At 69.1% G+C, this 16,032-nt stretch carries 17 protein-coding genes; 2 read left to right on the forward strand and 15 right to left on the reverse strand.

Features of this window, described 5'->3' with window-relative positions:
* Positions 1-189 precede the first annotated feature (189 nt).
* A complete protein-coding gene (locus tag OOT46_RS01945) occupies positions 190-1,542 on the forward strand; it encodes an FAD-dependent oxidoreductase (protein WP_416136134.1) in 1,353 nt (450 codons plus the stop codon).
* 46 nt (positions 1,543-1,588) lie between these two features.
* Here OOT46_RS01945 and holA read toward each other — a convergent pair whose 3' ends face one another.
* The 7 genes from holA to OOT46_RS01980 form a co-directional block, all read right to left on the reverse strand.
* Complete coding sequence (gene holA / locus OOT46_RS01950; RefSeq protein ID WP_265401898.1) at positions 1,589-2,680, reverse strand: DNA polymerase III subunit delta; 1,092 nt, start codon at positions 2,678-2,680, stop codon at positions 1,589-1,591.
* Complete coding sequence (gene lptE / locus OOT46_RS01955) at positions 2,680-3,189, reverse strand: LPS assembly lipoprotein LptE (protein ID WP_265401899.1); 510 nt, start codon at positions 3,187-3,189, stop codon at positions 2,680-2,682. The genes holA and lptE overlap by 1 nt, the downstream gene beginning before the upstream one ends.
* Positions 3,190-3,200: 11 nt before the next feature.
* Positions 3,201-5,873 carry a leucine--tRNA ligase gene (gene leuS, locus OOT46_RS01960; RefSeq protein WP_265401900.1) on the reverse strand — a complete coding sequence of 891 codons (2,673 nt, stop codon included), beginning with the start codon at positions 5,871-5,873 and terminating at the stop codon, positions 3,201-3,203.
* A 122-nt stretch (positions 5,874-5,995) separates the two neighbouring features.
* Positions 5,996-6,451 (reverse strand): ExbD/TolR family protein, encoded by a 456-nt coding sequence (locus OOT46_RS01965; RefSeq protein ID WP_265401901.1) that lies wholly within the window; start codon positions 6,449-6,451, stop codon positions 5,996-5,998.
* Positions 6,451-7,116 carry a MotA/TolQ/ExbB proton channel family protein gene (locus OOT46_RS01970; RefSeq protein WP_265401902.1) on the reverse strand — a complete coding sequence of 222 codons (666 nt, stop codon included), beginning with the start codon at positions 7,114-7,116 and terminating at the stop codon, positions 6,451-6,453. The genes OOT46_RS01965 and OOT46_RS01970 overlap by 1 nt, the downstream gene beginning before the upstream one ends.
* A 22-nt stretch (positions 7,117-7,138) precedes the next feature.
* Complete coding sequence (gene dapB / locus OOT46_RS01975) at positions 7,139-7,942, reverse strand: 4-hydroxy-tetrahydrodipicolinate reductase (protein WP_265401903.1); 804 nt, start codon at positions 7,940-7,942, stop codon at positions 7,139-7,141.
* 73 nt (positions 7,943-8,015) lie between these two features.
* Positions 8,016-8,561, reverse strand: coding sequence for an outer membrane protein assembly factor BamE (locus tag OOT46_RS01980; RefSeq protein ID WP_265401904.1), 546 nt, complete (start codon positions 8,559-8,561; stop codon positions 8,016-8,018).
* Between the two features lie 110 nt (positions 8,562-8,671).
* On the opposite strand from OOT46_RS01980, the gene fur reads away from it, so the two are divergent.
* The gene (gene fur, locus OOT46_RS01985) at positions 8,672-9,106 is read left to right on the forward strand and encodes a ferric iron uptake transcriptional regulator (protein ID WP_265401905.1); all 435 of its coding nucleotides are present in this window, start codon (positions 8,672-8,674) and stop codon (positions 9,104-9,106) included.
* Between the two features lie 72 nt (positions 9,107-9,178).
* Here fur and hprK read toward each other — a convergent pair whose 3' ends face one another.
* The 8 genes from hprK to OOT46_RS02025 form a co-directional block, all read right to left on the reverse strand.
* On the reverse strand, positions 9,179-10,129 hold the full coding sequence (hprK, locus tag OOT46_RS01990) for an HPr(Ser) kinase/phosphatase (RefSeq protein WP_265401906.1): 951 nt from the start codon (positions 10,127-10,129) through the stop codon (positions 9,179-9,181).
* A gap of 36 nt (positions 10,130-10,165) precedes the next feature.
* Entirely contained in the window at positions 10,166-10,636 is a 471-nt protein-coding gene (locus tag OOT46_RS01995; RefSeq protein WP_265401907.1) for a PTS sugar transporter subunit IIA, read from the reverse strand.
* A gap of 233 nt (positions 10,637-10,869) precedes the next feature.
* Positions 10,870-11,223 carry a ribosome hibernation-promoting factor, HPF/YfiA family gene (hpf, locus tag OOT46_RS02000; RefSeq protein WP_265401908.1) on the reverse strand — a complete coding sequence of 118 codons (354 nt, stop codon included), beginning with the start codon at positions 11,221-11,223 and terminating at the stop codon, positions 10,870-10,872.
* A 221-nt stretch (positions 11,224-11,444) separates the two neighbouring features.
* Complete coding sequence (locus tag OOT46_RS02005) at positions 11,445-12,716, reverse strand: MFS transporter (RefSeq protein ID WP_265401909.1); 1,272 nt, start codon at positions 12,714-12,716, stop codon at positions 11,445-11,447.
* 7 nt (positions 12,717-12,723) lie between these two features.
* Positions 12,724-13,386 carry a PqiC family protein gene (locus OOT46_RS02010; RefSeq protein ID WP_265401910.1) on the reverse strand — a complete coding sequence of 221 codons (663 nt, stop codon included), beginning with the start codon at positions 13,384-13,386 and terminating at the stop codon, positions 12,724-12,726.
* An 11-nt stretch (positions 13,387-13,397) separates the two neighbouring features.
* Positions 13,398-14,366 carry an MlaD family protein gene (locus OOT46_RS02015; RefSeq protein ID WP_265401911.1) on the reverse strand — a complete coding sequence of 323 codons (969 nt, stop codon included), beginning with the start codon at positions 14,364-14,366 and terminating at the stop codon, positions 13,398-13,400.
* Positions 14,363-15,151, reverse strand: coding sequence for an ABC transporter ATP-binding protein (locus OOT46_RS02020; RefSeq protein ID WP_265401912.1), 789 nt, complete (start codon positions 15,149-15,151; stop codon positions 14,363-14,365). The genes OOT46_RS02015 and OOT46_RS02020 overlap by 4 nt, the downstream gene beginning before the upstream one ends.
* A gap of 1 nt (position 15,152) precedes the next feature.
* Positions 15,153-15,965 carry an MlaE family ABC transporter permease gene (locus tag OOT46_RS02025; RefSeq protein WP_265401913.1) on the reverse strand — a complete coding sequence of 271 codons (813 nt, stop codon included), beginning with the start codon at positions 15,963-15,965 and terminating at the stop codon, positions 15,153-15,155.
* Between the last annotated feature and the right edge of the window lie 67 nt (positions 15,966-16,032).

A 16,032-nucleotide genomic window follows, 5' to 3' on the forward strand; every position in this document is an offset into this window, starting at 1 on the left:
GCCGCGCGACGCACAGCGCCTCCCCCGGAAGTCGGATACCGGCCACACCACCAAGGAACTAAAGTCAGTTCTGTCCCGCATTGGCTGTGCCGTGTGGGACAAGCCGGTCGGTCTCGACCCTGGCACGCGTGCGCTCTCTGCCGCAGTGGGTCGATGACCCCTTCCATCGAATCGTGGAGGAGCAGAACCATGACGGCAAGCCTCGTGGGCAGACAAGCTGTGGTGATCGGTGCCGGCATCAGCGGGCTGGCGGCCGCGCGTGCGCTGGCCGGGCATTTCGAACAGGTCACGGTGCTCGAGCGCGACAGCCTGCCGGTGCAGGCGTGTGAGCGCGCAGGGACGCCGCAGGCGCGCCATGTGCATGCCTTGCTGGCCGGTGGGCTGAAGGCGCTGGCGGGGCTGTTCCCGGGCTTCGAGGATGACCTGGTGCGTGCGGGCGCGGTGCCCTTGCGCGCGGGCCTGGACATCCGCCTCGAACGCCCCGGTTTCGATCCCTTTCCTGTGCGCGACCTGGGCCTGCTCACCTACGCCGTCTCAAGGCCCGCGATCGAGTTCGCGGTGCGGCTGCGCACCACCGAACAGGGCAAGGTGCAGCTTCAGCCGCAGTGCCGCGTCATCGGGATCGTGAGCAGCGCCGATGGTGCGGCGGCCGTCGGTGTGCGTTGGGAGGATGCCTACGGAGCCGCTCACATGCTGCCCACCGATCTGGTGATCGATGCCTCCGGACGCGCTGTGCCCACGCTCGCCTTTTTACAATCGACAGGCCGCGCCGCGCCGGGAGAGACCAGCATCGGCGTCGACATCGGCTATGCCTCGGCCACCTACGAGATTCCCGAACACGCGCCGTCCGACTGGAAAGGCGTGATGACCTTTCCAATCGCACCGCAGAGCAGCCGAGGCGCGCTGATGCTCCCGCTCGAAGGCCGTCGCTGGATGGTGAGTCTGGGCGGCCGCGGCGCCGACAAGCCGCCGAGCGACGACACGGGCTTTCTCGACTGTGTGCGACAACTGCGCACGCCGACGATCTACAACGCCATTCGTGATGCCAAGCGCATCGGCAACGTCGCGCGCTATGCCTTCCCGCAAAGCGTGCGGCGGCACTTCGAGCACGTGCGAGCGTTTCCGCGCGGGCTGCTGCCCATCGGCGACGCGGTCTGCCGGTTCAACCCGGTCTACGGACAGGGCATGAGCGTGGCAGCGCAAGAAGCCGTCGCGCTGCGCGATCTGCTGACCCGATTGGCGCGCCGAAGCGATCCGCTCGCCAAGCTGGCCCCAGCGTTTTTTGCGGAACTGCAGTCCCTGTTGGAAGCTCCCTGGGCCCTGGCGGCAATCCCTGACTTTGTCTTCCCCGAAACCATCGGCCGACGCCCGCCCGACCTGAAGCGCCATCTCAAGTTCGCCGCCGCGCTGATGCGCCTCGCAGCCCGCGAGCCCGCGGTCCACAAGCTGACGGTCGAGGTGCAGCACCTGCTCAAGCCGCGCAGTGTCTATCGCCGCCCCCTGCTGATGGCGCGCGTGCTGATGGAGATGATGAGGGATTGAGAACGCCCCGGCACCCCGTGTGCGCGGAGTTCCGGGCCTCGCGGACTCAGGCCCGCAAAGCCAGCCAGCGCCCTTCGGCCTCGCGCGGGCTGACCGGGGCGGACACGGCCTCCACCACCATCAGCGCCAGCCGCCGCAGCGCGGCCCAGGGCTCGGCTGGCCAGTCGGGATGGCGCAGGCCCTTGACCAGGCCGTCGCAGACCTGGGCCGCGTCGAGCAGCGCATCGACGCTGCGGTCCGACAGGCGCGGCAGCACACGCTCGAACAGCTTTTCCTTGACGCCCCAGACACGCTGCTCACGCAGCGCCATCGGCAGCGGCCGGCCCGCCAGCAGGGCGTCCTTGACGCGCTTGAGCATGCGGATGTCCTCGGCCAGGGTCCAGTGCACCAGCACCGCGGCCTCGCCCTCCGCCTCCAGCCCGTCCAGCATGCGCAGCACCCGGCCCACCTGCCCGGCCAGCACCGCTTCGGAGAGCTTGAAGACGTCGTAGCGCGCCACGTTCAGCACTGCCACCTCGACCTGCTCGAAGCTCAGCTCGCCGGGCGGATAGAGCAGGCCCAGCTTCTGGATCTCCTGGTGGGCGGCCAGCAGGTTGCCCTCGACCCGGTCGGCGAAAAACGCCAGGGTCCGCTGGCCTTCCTCGCCCCCCAGCACACGCTGGTCCTGGAGCGCCAGGCGCTGGGCGATCCACTGCGGCAGCACCTTGCGGTCCACCGGGTCGATGCGCACGGTCACGCCGGCACCATCGAGCGCGGTGAACCAGCCGCTGGACTGCGTGGTCTTGTCCAGGCGTGGCAGCACGACGATGGTGACAAGGTCGTCGCCGAGGCGTTCGCAGTAGCGCTGCAAGGCCTCCGAGCCCTCCTTGCCGGGCTTGCCGCCGGGGATGCGAATCTCGATCAGGCGCTTGTCGGCGAACAGGCTCAGCGCCTGCGCGGCACCCAGCAGCTCGCCCCAGTCGAAATGCGCGCCGACCACCGTGTGCACGGTACGTTCGGTGTGGCCGGCGCGGCGGGCCGCGGCGCGGATCGCGTCGCAGGCTTCCTGCACCAGCAGGGCTTCGTCGCCCCACAAGGTGTAGAGCGGCCGCAGCTCCCGCTGCAAATGGGCGTTGAGCTGATCCAGGCGCAGCTGCATCAGAGCTCCACCGCGGCCAGCCGCCGCAGCACCTGCATGGTGAGGTCGCGGCGCATCTCGCGCACCAGCTCGGTCTCCTCGCTTTCCTTGCCCAGCGCGGCGCTTTCGTTGTAGCTCAGCGGCTGGCTCAGCTCCAGCGTGGTGGCCGGGATCAGCTCGCGGTCGGCGGGGGTGCGCAGGCGAAAGCGCAGCCGTGCGCGCACCGTGATTTCGCGCACCTGGCCGGCGGCCGTGGGAGCGCTGACCGAGCGGCCGATGCTGTCGTCCAGCACGTCCAGCACCACCTCGGCGTCTTTCGCCGCCTCGACGATACGCAGGTCGGGCGCGGCGGCGAGCTGGCGCCGCAGCTCCTCGCCCAGCTCGGAGCGGGGCGCCGCGCCGAGCTGGAGGGTGCGGAAGGGGAAGGCCGGCACGCCGCGCAGCTTGAAGCCGCAGCCGGCCAGCGCCAGGGTGGCGGCTGCGGCTGCCGCGACAGCGAGGAGGTGGCGTCGAGTGATAGTGCGGCTCATCGTCGCTCGCCTCAGACCACGACGTTGACCAGCCGGCCCGGCACGATCACGATCTTGCGCACCGGCTTGCCCTCCGAGAACTTGGCAAAGTCGGGCGAGGCGAGCGCAGCGGCCTCGATGGCCGCCTTGTCGGCCGAGGCCGGCACCGTCACCGCGCCGCGCAGCTTGCCGTTGACCTGCAGCATCAGCTCGATCTCGTCCTGCACCAGCGCAGCTTCGTCGACGCGAGGCCAGGGCGCGTCCAGCAGCTCGCCGTACTGGGCGACGTAGCCCAGGTCTTGCCAGAGCACCTCGGTCAGGTGCGGGCAGGCCGGGTAGAGCACACGCAGCAGAATGCCGACCGCCTCGTGCACCGCCCAGCTGGCGTAGTGCCGGTCGGGGTGGTTCTCGGCGTCGAAGCCCTCCAGCGTGTTGAGCAGCTTCATGCAGGCGGACACCACGGTGTTGTACTGCATGCGTTCGTAGTCGTAGCTGGCCTGTTGCAGCAGCTTGTGCACTTCGCGGCGCAGCTTCTTGACGTCGGACGGCGCGGCGGCATAGATCAGCTCGGCGGCCAGGCCCTCGGGCAGCACTTCGCCGATCTGGGCCCGGTGCGACTGGGCGTAGTTCCAGACCCGCTTGAGGAAGCGGTGCGCGCCCTCGACGCCGGCGTCGTTCCACTCCAGCGTCTGCTCGGGCGGCGACGCGAACATCACGAACAGGCGCGCGGTGTCGGCGCCGTAGCTGTCGATCAGGTCCTGAGGGTCGACGCCGTTGTTCCTGGACTTCGACATCGTGCCGACGCCGTCATAGCTCACCGCCGAGCCGTCCTTCTTCAGCTTCGCCCCGGTGATCTTGCCTTGCTCGTCGTACTGGTTCTCGACCTCGTGCGGCCAGAAGTACTCCACACCGCCCTTGTCGTTGCGCCGTGAATAGATGTGGTTGAGCACCATGCCCTGCGTCAGCAGCCGCGTGAAGGGCTCGTCGACCTTCACCAGCCCGAGGTCGCGCATCACCTTGGTCCAGAAGCGCGCGTACAACAGGTGCAGGATCGCGTGCTCGATGCCGCCGATGTACTGGTCCACGGGCATCCAGTAGCGCGCGCCGCCCGCGACCATCTGGTCGTCGTTGTGCGGGTCGCAGTAGCGCATGAAGTACCACGACGAATCGACGAAGGTGTCCATCGTGTCGGTTTCGCGCTGGGCCGGCTTGCCGCAGGTGGGGCAGGCGACGTTGAGGAAGTCGGGCCGCTTGTTGAGCGGGTTGCCGCTGCCGTCGGGCACGCAGTCCTGCGGCAGCACCACCGGCAGGTCCTGCTCGGGCACCGGCACCGCGCCGCAGTCGCCGCAGTGGATGATGGGAATGGGCGTGCCCCAGTAGCGCTGGCGGCTCACGCCCCAGTCGCGCAGGCGCCAGGTGGTCTTTTTCTCGCCCAGGCCCAGGGCGATCAGGGCGTCGGCCACCGCATCGACGGCGGCCTTGTAGCCCAGCCCGTCGAATTGGCCCGAGGCGACGGTGAGGCCGCGCTGCTTGTCGGCGTACCACTCGGCCCACGCGTCGGTGGAGTAGCTTTCGCCAGCGACTGCGACCACCTGCTTGATCGGCAGGCCGTATTTTTTCGCGAACGCGAAGTCGCGCTCGTCGTGCGCCGGCACGCCCATCACGGCGCCGTCGCCGTAGCTCATCAGCACATAGTTGCCGACCCAGACCTCGACCGGCGCGCCGGTCAGCGGGTGGGTCACGAACAGCCCGGTCGGCCGGCCTTCCTTCTCCTTGAGCGCGAGCTCGGCCTCCGTGGTGCCGCCCTTCTTGCATTCCTCGATGAAAGCCGCCAGCTCGGGCTTGCCTGTCGCCGCATGGGCGGCCAGGGGGTGCTCCGGCGCCACCGCGCAGAAGGTCACGCCCATGATGGTGTCGGCGCGCGTCGTGAAGACGTAGAGCCGGCCGTCCTGGATGAGGGCGCCGCTCGTGTCGCGGATCTGGTGCGGGAAGGCGAAACGCACGCCCTCGCTCTTGCCGATCCAGTTCTCCTGCATCAGGCGCACGCGCTCCGGCCAGCCGGGCAGATGGTGCTGAACCTGGTCCAGCAGTTCCTCGGCGTAGTCGGTGATCTTGAGGTAGTAGCCCGGGATCTCGCGCTTCTCGACCAGCGCGCCGGTGCGCCAGCCCCGGCCGTCGATGACCTGCTCGTTGGCGAGCACGGTCTGGTCCACCGGATCCCAGTTGACCACCTGGGTCTTGCGGTAGGCGATGCCCTTCTCCAGCATCTTCAGGAACAGCCACTGGTTCCACTTGTAGTAGCTGGGGTCGCAGGTGGCGATCTCGCGCGACCAGTCGATCGCCAGCCCCATCGCCTGCATCTGCTTTTTCATGTAGGCGATGTTGTCGTAGGTCCACTGCGCCGGCGGCACGCCGTTCTTGAGCGCCGCGTTTTCTGCCGGCAGGCCGAAGGCATCCCAGCCCATCGGCATCAGCACGTTGTACCCGTTCATGCGCAGCTGGCGCGCCAACATGTCGTTGATCGTGTAGTTGCGCACGTGCCCCATGTGCAGCTTGCCCGAGGGGTAGGGCAGCATGGAGCAGGCATAAAACTTCTTCCTGCTCGTGTCCTCGGTGACGCGGTAGGCGTCGCGGGCCTGCCAGTGGGCTTGCGCGGCCGTCTCGACCTCGCGCGGGTTGTAGGCGGTGGGCTGTTGGGTAGTCATCGGGTGCGGGGCCCGCTGGGGCGGGCCGGTCCTGCTCGGATCCAAAGGGTGGTCGATTATAGGAAGCGGGGTGGCGGGCTCGGACCTGCCTTGCGCGTGGTCGCTCCGGCGTGCCGGGCGGCTCAGCGGCTGGCCGCCGGCGCTTGCGGCTGCGGCTGCGGCTGCGGCTGCGGCTGCGCGACAAAGGCGATGCGGTGCAGCCCGGCGAGCTGCAAAGTGCCGATCAGCTCGGCCACTTGGCCGTAGGGCACGCTGCGGTCGGCCTGCAACTGGACTTCGAGCTCGGGATTCTGCCGGGCGGCGGCCGAGACGCGTTCTGCGAAGGCCTCGGGCGCGAGTTTCTCGTCACCCAGGAAAAGTTCGCCGGCTGGCGTGAGGGCCACCGCGATGAAGGCCGGCACGGGGTCGGGGCGGGCGGCCTCGCTGCGGGGCAGGTCGAGCTTGAGGCTGGCGGTCATCAAGGGAGCGGCGATCATGAAGATCACCAGCAGCACCAGCATCACGTCGATCAGCGGCGTCATGTTGATGTCGCTGATCGGCGCCGGGCCGCTGCTGCGCTCCAGTCGTCCGAAGGCCATCAGGGCGCTCCGTCTGAAGGGGGCTGCGGCGCCAGGATCTCGCGCAGGTCGTGCGCGAAACCCTCCAGCTCGGCCTCGCAGGCGCCGACCAGCTTGCCGAAGACGTTGTAGGCCAGCACCGCGGGGATCGCGACCGCGAGGCCGGCGGCCGTCATGATGAGCGCCTCGCCCACCGGGCCGGACACCTTGTCGATCGCGATCTGGCCCTCGCCCGCGATCCCGGCCAGCGCGTGGTAGATGCCCCAGACGGTGCCGAACAAGCCGATGAAGGGCGCCGTGCTGCCGATCGAGGCCAGCAGCACCTGGCCCCATTGCAGCTGGCGCAACACGCCGTGCAGGGCGTCGCGCAGGCGCCGGGTCAGCTGGGAGTGGCGCTGCCCGCCGGCCTCCAGCGTGCCGGCCGGGGGCGCGTGCAGCGCGGCGGCCAGCAGCGGTGTGAGCACCGCCTCGCGGTCCTGCCCAGCCAGCCGTTCGCGCCCCTGCTCCAGCGAGGCGGCAGCCCAGAAGGCCGGGATCGCCTGCTCGATGTCGCGGCGCACTCGTCCCAGCAACCAGCCCTTCCAGAAGATCAGCACCCAGGCGGCGACCGACATCGCCAGCAGCAGCACCGCGACCACGCGGGTCACGGCGTCGCCCTGGCTCCAGAGGTGTTGCAAGCCGTCCATCGTCTCGTGCGGGGCGGCCGCCTCAGGCCATGCCGAGCACGTCGCTCATGTCGAACAGGCCGCTGGCCTGCCCGGCCAGGAAGCGCACCGCACGCAGGCTGCCCTGGGCATAGGTGGCGCGGCCGGAGGACTTGTGCGTGATTTCGATGCGTTCTCCGGTGCCGGCGAACAGCACGGTGTGGTCGCCGATGATGTCGCCGCCACGTACGGTGGCGAAGCCGATGGTCGACGGGTCGCGCTCGCCGGTCACCCCTTCACGGCCGTAGACGGCGCATTGCTTGAGGTCGCGGCCCAGGGCGCGCGCCACCACCTCACCCATCTGGAGGGCCGTGCCGCTGGGGGCGTCGACCTTGTGGCGGTGGTGGGCCTCGATGATCTCGATGTCGTAGCCCTCGCTCAGCGCGCGCGCGGCGGCGTCGAGCAGCTTGAGCACGACATTGACGCCGACGCTCATGTTGGGCGCCATCACGATCGCGATGTCGCGTGAGATCTCGGCAATCTGCGCCTTCTGTGCATCGCTGAAGCCGGTGGTGCCGATGACCGCCTTCACGCCCAGCTCGCGGCACACCTGCAGGTGTGCCAAGGTGCCCTCGGGACGCGTGAAATCGATCAGGTAGCCGGCGTCCTGCAACCCGACGCGCAGGTCGGCGGTGATGGCGACGCCGCAGGACTGGCCGAGGAAGGCGCCGGCCTCCTGGCCGATCGCCGGGCTGCCCGGCTGGTCGAGCGCCCCGGCGAGGCTGCAGTCGTCGGCGTTGAGCACCGCTTCGATCAGGGTGCGGCCCATGCGGCCGGAGCTTCCGGCAATGGTGATGCGATGGTTCATCGGCAGGCGGCTTCAGTGAACGGCAAAAAAGGAAGGGAACAGGACAGCGGTGCGCCAACGCGGCGCGCCGTCGTCAGGGTTCCAGGGGCGGATAGGTGCGGGCCGGCGGCGGGGTCTCGGCCTGCTCGCCCGTCTGGCGTTTGGGTGCCGGCAGGGCCTGCAACTGCTCCTGGCTGAGTTCGAGCGGCGCGGTCTTGCCGCTCTTTTTCTTGAAGGTGTCGATCGAGGCGACGAAGGCGGTCTCGCTCGGCAGCTCCTGCTCGGACTCGAGGCGGTTGAGCTGTTCGCCGTCGAAGTGAGCGGTGACACGGCGCAGCTGGGGCTCGGCGCCCTGGCGGCGAATCGTGAAGATGTAGTCCCAGCGGTTGGCGTGGAAGACGTCGGTCAGCAGCGGCGAGCCGAGGATGTCGCGCACCTGCGCCCGGCTCATGCCCGGCTTCACCGCGGCTGCCATCTCGCGGGTCACGACATTGCCCTGCACGACCTCGATGCGGTAGGGCGTCACGAGGCCCAGCACGCTGTCGCTGGACTTCATCGAGCTGCAGGCGCTCAGGGTGGCGAGCAGGGCCGCGGCGGCAAGCAGGCCGGCGAAGCGGCCTCGAGGGATGATGAAAGGCATAGGGGTATGGGGGCCGGCGCGGGTGCGCCGCACTCAACCTCGATATGATTCGATGATTCTACCGGCAGGGCTCGCCACGCCAGCCCGTGCCGGCGCCCCGGAGCCGCCTCATGACCAACGTTGATGAATTGAAAAGCAGCGGCCTGAAGGCCACCCTGCCCCGCCTGAAGATCCTCGAGGTCTTCCAGGGCGGTCGGCAGCGGCACATGACTGCTGAAGATGTGTACAAGGCGCTGCTCGCCGAAGGCTCGGACATCGGCCTCGCCACGGTCTACCGGGTGCTGATGCAGTTCGAGCAGGCCGGCCTGCTCTCCCGCAACCATTTCGAGGCAGGCAAGGCAGTCTTCGAGCTCAATGAGGGTAAACACCACGACCACCTGGTCTGCGTGGTGTGCGGGCGGGTCGAGGAGTTCTACGACGCCGAGATCGAAAAGCGCCAGCAGGAAATCGCCAAGGAGCGCGGCTACGAACTGCAGGACCATTCGCTGGCCCTGTATGTGGTCTGCGGCCGCGAGGGATGCAAGGGCCACTCCGGCGAGCGCTGAACCGGTTCCGGACCGGACACGCCCAGACCGGCGGCGCGACCCAAAACGTGACCACCGAGCCGGGCTGTTTGGTTATTCGCCCCGCAGCATCGCCTGCTGGTGGCGCTCGATGAATTCCTTGTAGGTGTCGATGCCACGCAGCTGCAGGATGCTGTTGCGCACGGCGGCTTCGACCAGCACGGCCAGGTTGCGGCCGGCGTCCACCGCGATCACCACCTTGCGCACCGGCACGCCGAGGATGTCCTCGTAGAGCGGCTCGTAGGGCAGGCGCTCGAAGTCGCGCTCCATCGTCTCCTTGCGCACCAGGTGCACGATGAGCTTGAGGCGCATCTTCCGCCGCACCGCTGTCTCGCCGAAGATGGCCTTGATGTCCAGCAGGCCGATGCCGCGCACCTCGAGCAGGTTCAGCAGCAGCTCGGGGCAGCGCCCTTCGATCGCGCTTTGCGAAACGCGGTAGAGGTCGACCGCGTCGTCGGCCACCAGGCCGTTGCCGCGCGAGATCAGTTCCAGGCCCAGTTCGCTCTTGCCCAGGCCCGATTCGCCGGTCAGCAGCACGCCCAGGCCCAGGATGTCCATGAACACGCCGTGGCGCGTGGTGCGCTCGGCAAAGTGCAGCGACAGGTAGCTGCGCAGCACGTCGATGACGAAGCCGGCCGATTCCTCGGTGACGAACAACGGGATCTCGGCGCGTTCACACATCGCCACCAATTGGTCGGGCGGGGTCTGGCCGTCGGCCACCACCAGCACCGGCGGCTCCAGCGTGACGATGCGCGAGATGCGCCGCGCCTGGTCCTCGGGGTTGGCGATGGACAGGTACTCGACCTCGCGGCGGCCGACGATCTGGACCCGGTAGGGGTGGATGTAGTTGAGGTAGCCAACCAGGTCGGCGGCCGACTGTGCGTCGCGCACCGCCACTTCATCGAAGCGGCGTTCCGGATGCGCGTGGCCGGCGATCCAGTGCCACTTCAGTGCGGCACGTTGGGCTTCGAACAGCGCCTCGGCGCTGATGACGGTAGGTTTCAAGCGGCGCGGGCGGGTGGGTTTGGATTCAGGGGGCGCTCAGGCGACCGATTTCAACGGTTCCCAGCTCGAGATCAATTCGTGCACCTTGGCCGCGTCCGGTTCGGACTTGAGCCGTTCGCGCAAGTCGCGGTCCGACAGCAGTTCGGCGATCTCGGACAGGATCTCGAGGTGCCGCTGGGTCGCCGCCTCGGGCACCAGCAGAAAGATCAACAGCATCACCGGCTGGTCGTCCGGCGCGTCGAAGGGGATGGCCTGCTGCACGCGCAAGACCGCCGCCTGGGGGTTTTTCAGCCCCTTGATACGACCGTGCGGAATGGCGACGCCATGACCCAGGCCGGTCGAGCCGAGGCGTTCCCGCGCGAACAGGTTGTCCGTCACGGTGGCCCGCGCGATGGCGTGCTGGTTCTCGAACAGCAAGCCGGCTTGCTCAAAGGCCCGCTTTTTGCTTGTTGCGTCCACGTTCACCAAAACGTTGGTGGCGGGAAGGATGGCGGCGAGACGGTTCATCGGGGGCGCGGCGCGGACCTTCAGCCTGTAGCGGCCTGGGACTGCGCGGGTGCGGTGACAAAGCGTTGCATTATAAAAAGTGGATGGCGGCTCGCTCGGGGTAGAGGGGCCGTTCCGGCTCGGGTCCGATTGTGCTCCCCTTGTTGCGACGCAGCAAGGGGACGGCCCGCCCGGGGTGTCAAAATGAAAGCGGCCCGCAGGCCGCCCGGTATCTCCAAAATGGCTCCTCCAGCTTACGCCAAGCTGTCGCCCACGGCGCCATTCATCCTTTTCGGAGAGTCATGGTGGTGGTCCTGAAGCCGTCCCTTGTGCTTCACGACTTGGCGATCCAGCTTGTCCATCAATTCATCGATCGCGGCATAGAGGTCTTCGTGTGATGTTTCGCAGAAAATGTCCTTGCCCTTGAGATGGAGGTTGACTTCGGCCTTCTGCCGACGCTCCTTCTCCTTCAGCTTCTCGACGCGCAATAGCACGTCGATGCCCATCACTTGGTCGAAGTGCCGGGTGACCCGGTCCAGCTTTGTGAGTACGTACTCTCGCAGCGGGGGTGTCACTTCAAGGTGGTGGCCGCTGATCGTCAGATTCATAAGTCCTCCTTTCCGAAGGGGTTGGGGATGCTCTTATGAGGCAGGAAAGCGACGCGTCGTGAACCCAGTGTGCCGCCGCCAGGCCTGTGTGACAAGACAGTGGCGGGAATACCCGAAAAGGGTTTGGGCCTGATCAACAGGGCAGCAGTTTTTTGTCATCATCCCGTGTTGCCTGTAAGGCCTGACGGGGTGCTGCCGGGCGCCGCGGTGACGGATGCGTTTCAGATGTTTTCCGCCGGTGCGGAGCTCGCACGAGCCGGCGGCGCCGTGTGGAGGTGCAGCCGTCCCACCAGCCAGACGGTGCAGAGGGAGACCGCCACCCCGACCCACCCGGTGGCATTGAACCCGGCGAGGCTGCCGTCCGCGGTGCGGCCAATCAGCAGGCCGCCAATCCAGGCAGCCACCCCCATCGCGCCCGACTGCAGCGCGGCGTTCAGGCTCATGAAGGCGCCGCGCACCGCGGGTTGGGCCGCCGAGGTGATGATCGCCATCCCCGGCACCATGCGCCCCGAGACGAAGATGAAAAAGATCGTCGTGACCGTCAGCACGGCCCACAGGGGCGAGGCCGGGAGGTGGGTCACCAGGAGCATCGGCACCATGGCCGCGAGCGCGATGAGACGGAAGGTGCGGACCTTGCCGAAGCGGTCAGCCAGGATGCCCCACAGCCGTGCGGTGAACAGGGTCGCGAAACCGCCGGCCAGGTACATCAGAGGCACCTGCGAGGCGGTGAGCCCGACATTCGCCGTCAGATAGATGGTGAGGTAGGGAATGATGGCGAAGCCGGCCGACAGCATCAGCGCCGACAGTGCAAAGGCGCGCCAGTGGTTGGGGTCACGCACCACTTGCCGGAGGCCCGCGAGCGCCGATGGGCGTCCCGCCGTGTGCAGGTGGGCGTCGAAGCGCGGCAGCACCGCCGCGGCCGCCGCCGCGATGGCGGCCGACATCAGCGCGATGGCCAGGAAGGGCGCCTGCCAGCCCAGCCGGTCGGCGAGCCAGAGCGAGAACGGCACGCCGATCACGGTCGACACCGAGAACGAGGCCATCATGACGCCCGTGGCGCGGCCGCGCCGCTCGAAGGGGACTGCGTCGGCCACCATGGTCTGCACCAGGGCGGACAGCACGCCGCCGAACAGGCCCGCGACGATGCGCGCGGCCAACAGCGCCAGGTAGCCCGGCGCCAGGCCGCAGCCCAGGGTCGCGACGGCGAAGCCGGCATACAGACCCAGCAGCAGCCGCTTGCGCTCGAAGCGGTCGATGAAGAGCGTGGCGAGCAAGCCGGAGGCACCCGCCGCCAGCGTATAGGCCGACACCAGCATGCCGAACTGTGCCTCGCTGATGCCCAGCAGCCGCGTGAACTGCGGTCCCAGCGGCATCATGATCATGAAGTCGAGGATGTGCGTGAACTGCACCCCCGCCAGCGAGAGCAGCAGCCAGCGCTCGCGGTTGGGCGTCAGGCCGGGGGCATCGGCCGGCACCGGGCTCGCGTTTTTCACCGCCGCGTCACCGTACCGGCGTGACACGCTGGCGCAGCCCGTCGGCGGTGGCCTGGGCCACCGCTTCCAGCACGTCGGTGAGTGCCTGGGCATGGCCCTGCGGCGTGTCGGCGCCGCTCGGCTGCTCGAAGCGCCGGTCCACCAGCTGCTGCACGCGCGGCGCGCCGGGCGCGGCGGCCGCGGTGCTGCTCACCGAGACGCGCGCATGCGACTGCAGCATGCCGGCCGAACGCTGCAGGTCCAGCGGCGCGAGATCGACCTGCAGGGCCAGCTCGGCGACGCGGTCATTGCAGCTGGCTTCGCAGACGGTCCAGCCCGGCAGTGCCTGGCGCAGCGCGGAGACGAACTCGCGGGTCACCCCCACCTCGATACGCTCGGCCCAGTAGGTCTGGGGCCACTCGGCCAAGGTGCTGCTGTTCGCGCGGAAGCGCACCTTGCGGGTCAGCAGGTACTCGGGGATGGCGACACGCCGCACCGACACCACCGGCCCCGGGGCAGCCGCCGCCGGGGCCTCGGCCGGCCGCAGCTCGGCGGGGGGCAGGGTCAGCAGGGTCGCTGCCGGCCGGGTGCCGGCACAGCCGGCCAGCACGGCGCAGGCCAGCAGCAGGGCCCGACCGGCGGGTCGGAGAGCGGGAGCGGCGGGCAGCAGGCGCAGCAGAGGGAGTGTCATGGCGTTCGGCTTCAAGGACGGTCGGCGCCGAAGATCACGGCATTCGGTTGTTCTTCGAGCAGCTCGCTCCACTCGCGCAGCCCGCGGGCCGCCTGCGAGAGGTCGCGCACCGCCGAGTCGAGGTCGGCCCGCAACGGTGCGCCGGGGGCGCTCAGTTCGGAGACACGGTCCATCGCGACGCGGGCGGACTCCGCTGCCGCCCGGGCGCCGCGCAGCGTTTCCTGCAGCTCCGGGCGCACGCCCTGCAAGGTGGCCTCGGTGGTGTCGGACAGCCGCGTCACGGAAGCGAGCGCGGACTGGGCGTTGCCCTGCACCTGGCGCAGCGCCGTGCTCGCGGTGGCGAGGGTCTGGCGCGCCTGCGCGGCCGTGCTCGACAGCTCCTTCGACGACAGCTCCAGCGTCTTGCGGGTGCTGTCCAGGGTCGCCTGAACCGTCTGCAGGGTCTGGCGCAGGTCCTGGACGGTCTCGCGCAGCGGCAGCTCGGCGATCTGGTCGACCAGGACGCCGAAGCGGTCCGCGACGGCCGGGATCTCGGGGTCGTGTTTGGACCCCATCAGCGTGGCCGGCGTGTCGGGCAGGAAGTCGAGGTCGATGAGCTTCTGTCCGGTGACGAAGCTCTGCGCCACCAGGCGCGCCTTCAGGCCGCGCTTGATCAGGGTCGGCAGGTCGACCCGCGAGCCGTCGTCGTCGCCGCCGTCGAAACGCACCGCGCTCGCCCGCAGACTCATCCTGACCGGGATGCGGGCGTTGAGAGAGTCGTCGTCGACCTCGATGCCGATCGATTCGACCTGGCCCACCGGCACCCCCCGGAAGGTGACCGGCGCGCCCACGTAGAGGCCCTTGACGCTGCCCTCGAAGTGCACCACCGCGTAGAGCTGCTGCTGGAACAGGCTGGCACCGCTGAGCCAGACGATGGTGACGACGACCAGGACCAGGGCGCCGATGACAAAGCTGCCGACAAGCAGGGCGTGACGTTTCATGAGGAGGCTGGGGCGAGGTTGGGAGCCGCGGCCGAAGGCCCGGGCGGCTCTTCCCGGCGCAGGAAGGCCCGCACCGTCGGATGCTGCGCATGATCGCGCAATTCGCGCGGACTGCCGCGGCCGATCGGCTGCTTGCTGTCCGCGTCGAGGAAGATGCCGTCGTCGGCGATGCCGAACAGGCTGGGCAGTTCGTGGCTGACCATCAGCACCGCCGCGCCGGTGCGCTCGCGCACGTCGAGGATCAGGTCGTCCAGGCGCTTGGAGCTGATCGGGTCCAGCCCGGCCGAGGGTTCGTCGAGGAACAGCAGCGGCGCCTCGGCCACGATGGCCCGCGCCAGCCCGGCGCGCTTTTTCATGCCGCCGCTGATGTCGGCCGGGTAGTAGCCGGCGAAGGCCTCCAGGCCGACCCAGGCCAGCACCTCGCGGGCGCGCGCCTCGCGCTCGGCGCGGCCCAGCGGGCTGTGCTGCTCCAGCGGCAGGCAGACGTTTTCCAGCAGGCTCATCGAGGACCACAGCGCCGCGCTCTGGAACAGCATGCCGAAGCCGGCGCGCAGGCGGGTGCGGGTTTTCTCGTCGCTGGCCCAGTAATCGACGCCGTCGTATTCGACCCGCCCTGCGGCAGGCGGCAGCAGGCCGATCAGATGGCGTAGCAAGGTGCTCTTGCCGCAGCCGCTGCCGCCCATCACGGCGAAGATGGTGCCGCGCTCGACCGAGAAGGAGACCTCACGCTGGATCAGCCGGGTGCCGAAGCGCATCTCGAGGCGGTCCACTTTGAGCAATGCCACCTCAGACCCCCAGCGCGTTGGCGCAGACCGCGAACACGGCGTCCAGCGAGATGATGCCGACGATGCTGACCACCACCGCCCGGGTGGTGGCCGCCCCCACGCCCGCCGCATTGCGCTGCGAGAACAGGCCGAAGTAGCAGCCGGTGATCGCGACCAGGCCGCCGAACACGATGGACTTGGCGAAGCCCAGGCCCAGATGGCCCCAGGTGAGCGCCTCGAAGCTGCGGTCGAGGTAGGCCGCCGGCGCCAGCTCCAGCATGCTGACCCCCACCAGCAGCCCGCCGATGAGGCCGGTGAGGCAGCCGTAGACGTAGAGGAGCGGCATCATCAACAGCAGCGCGATCACACGGGGCAGCACCAGGTAGTCAATCGCGTGCAGGCCCAGCACCTCCAGAGCGTCCACCTCTTCGTTGGTCTGCATCGTCGCCAGTTCGGCAGCAAACGCCGCGCCCGTGCGGCCGGCCATCACCACCGCCGTGATGACGGCGGCCATCTCCCGGGACACCGCGATGCCGACCAGGTCGGCGACGAAGATGCCGGCGCCGAACTTGACCAGCTGGACCGCCCCGACGAAGGCCAGGATGGCGCCCACCAGCACGTTGACCACCGTCACGATGGGCAGCGCGCGGGCGCCGCTGTCGGCCGTCACGCGCGCCAGATCGCGCATCCGGAAATGCCAGCGCCCGCGCAGCGCGGGGCCGGTGGACAGCATCACGGCCCCGAGGAAGGAGACGGGGCGCACCGGGATCAGGGGAGCAAACAGGGAGGCCAGGCGACGCATGGCGGCATTGTGGCGGCAATCGCGGCCCCCCATGTGACGAGGTCCTGCCCGGCCCCAAGGCCCGTCCGCGGCGGGGGCTTCCGGCCCGCCGCTGGCGGCC

The organism is Aquabacterium sp. A7-Y (genome assembly GCF_026153205.1).
Taxonomy (GTDB): domain Bacteria; phylum Pseudomonadota; class Gammaproteobacteria; order Burkholderiales; family Burkholderiaceae_C; genus Caldimonas.

What these genes read in the sequence shown, in the direction of transcription:
- OOT46_RS01945 (WP_416136134.1), top strand. Translation starts at nt 190, where the DNA reads ATGACGGCAAGCCTCGTGGGCAGACAAGCTGTGGTGATCGGTGCCGGC.
- holA (WP_265401898.1), bottom strand. Translation starts at nt 2,680, where the DNA reads ATGCAGCTGCGCCTGGATCAGCTCAACGCCCATTTGCAGCGGGAGCTG.
- lptE (WP_265401899.1), bottom strand. Translation starts at nt 3,189, where the DNA reads ATGAGCCGCACTATCACTCGACGCCACCTCCTCGCTGTCGCGGCAGCC.
- leuS (WP_265401900.1), bottom strand. Translation starts at nt 5,873, where the DNA reads ATGACTACCCAACAGCCCACCGCCTACAACCCGCGCGAGGTCGAGACG.
- OOT46_RS01965 (WP_265401901.1), bottom strand. Translation starts at nt 6,451, where the DNA reads ATGGCCTTCGGACGACTGGAGCGCAGCAGCGGCCCGGCGCCGATCAGC.
- OOT46_RS01970 (WP_265401902.1), bottom strand. Translation starts at nt 7,116, where the DNA reads ATGGACGGCTTGCAACACCTCTGGAGCCAGGGCGACGCCGTGACCCGC.
- dapB (WP_265401903.1), bottom strand. Translation starts at nt 7,942, where the DNA reads ATGAACCATCGCATCACCATTGCCGGAAGCTCCGGCCGCATGGGCCGC.
- OOT46_RS01980 (WP_265401904.1), bottom strand. Translation starts at nt 8,561, where the DNA reads ATGCCTTTCATCATCCCTCGAGGCCGCTTCGCCGGCCTGCTTGCCGCC.
- fur (WP_265401905.1), top strand. Translation starts at nt 8,672, where the DNA reads ATGACCAACGTTGATGAATTGAAAAGCAGCGGCCTGAAGGCCACCCTG.
- OOT46_RS01995 (WP_265401907.1), bottom strand. Translation starts at nt 10,636, where the DNA reads ATGAACCGTCTCGCCGCCATCCTTCCCGCCACCAACGTTTTGGTGAAC.
- hpf (WP_265401908.1), bottom strand. Translation starts at nt 11,223, where the DNA reads ATGAATCTGACGATCAGCGGCCACCACCTTGAAGTGACACCCCCGCTG.
- OOT46_RS02010 (WP_265401910.1), bottom strand. Translation starts at nt 13,386, where the DNA reads ATGACACTCCCTCTGCTGCGCCTGCTGCCCGCCGCTCCCGCTCTCCGA.
- OOT46_RS02015 (WP_265401911.1), bottom strand. Translation starts at nt 14,366, where the DNA reads ATGAAACGTCACGCCCTGCTTGTCGGCAGCTTTGTCATCGGCGCCCTG.
- OOT46_RS02025 (WP_265401913.1), bottom strand. Translation starts at nt 15,965, where the DNA reads ATGGGGGGCCGCGATTGCCGCCACAATGCCGCCATGCGTCGCCTGGCC.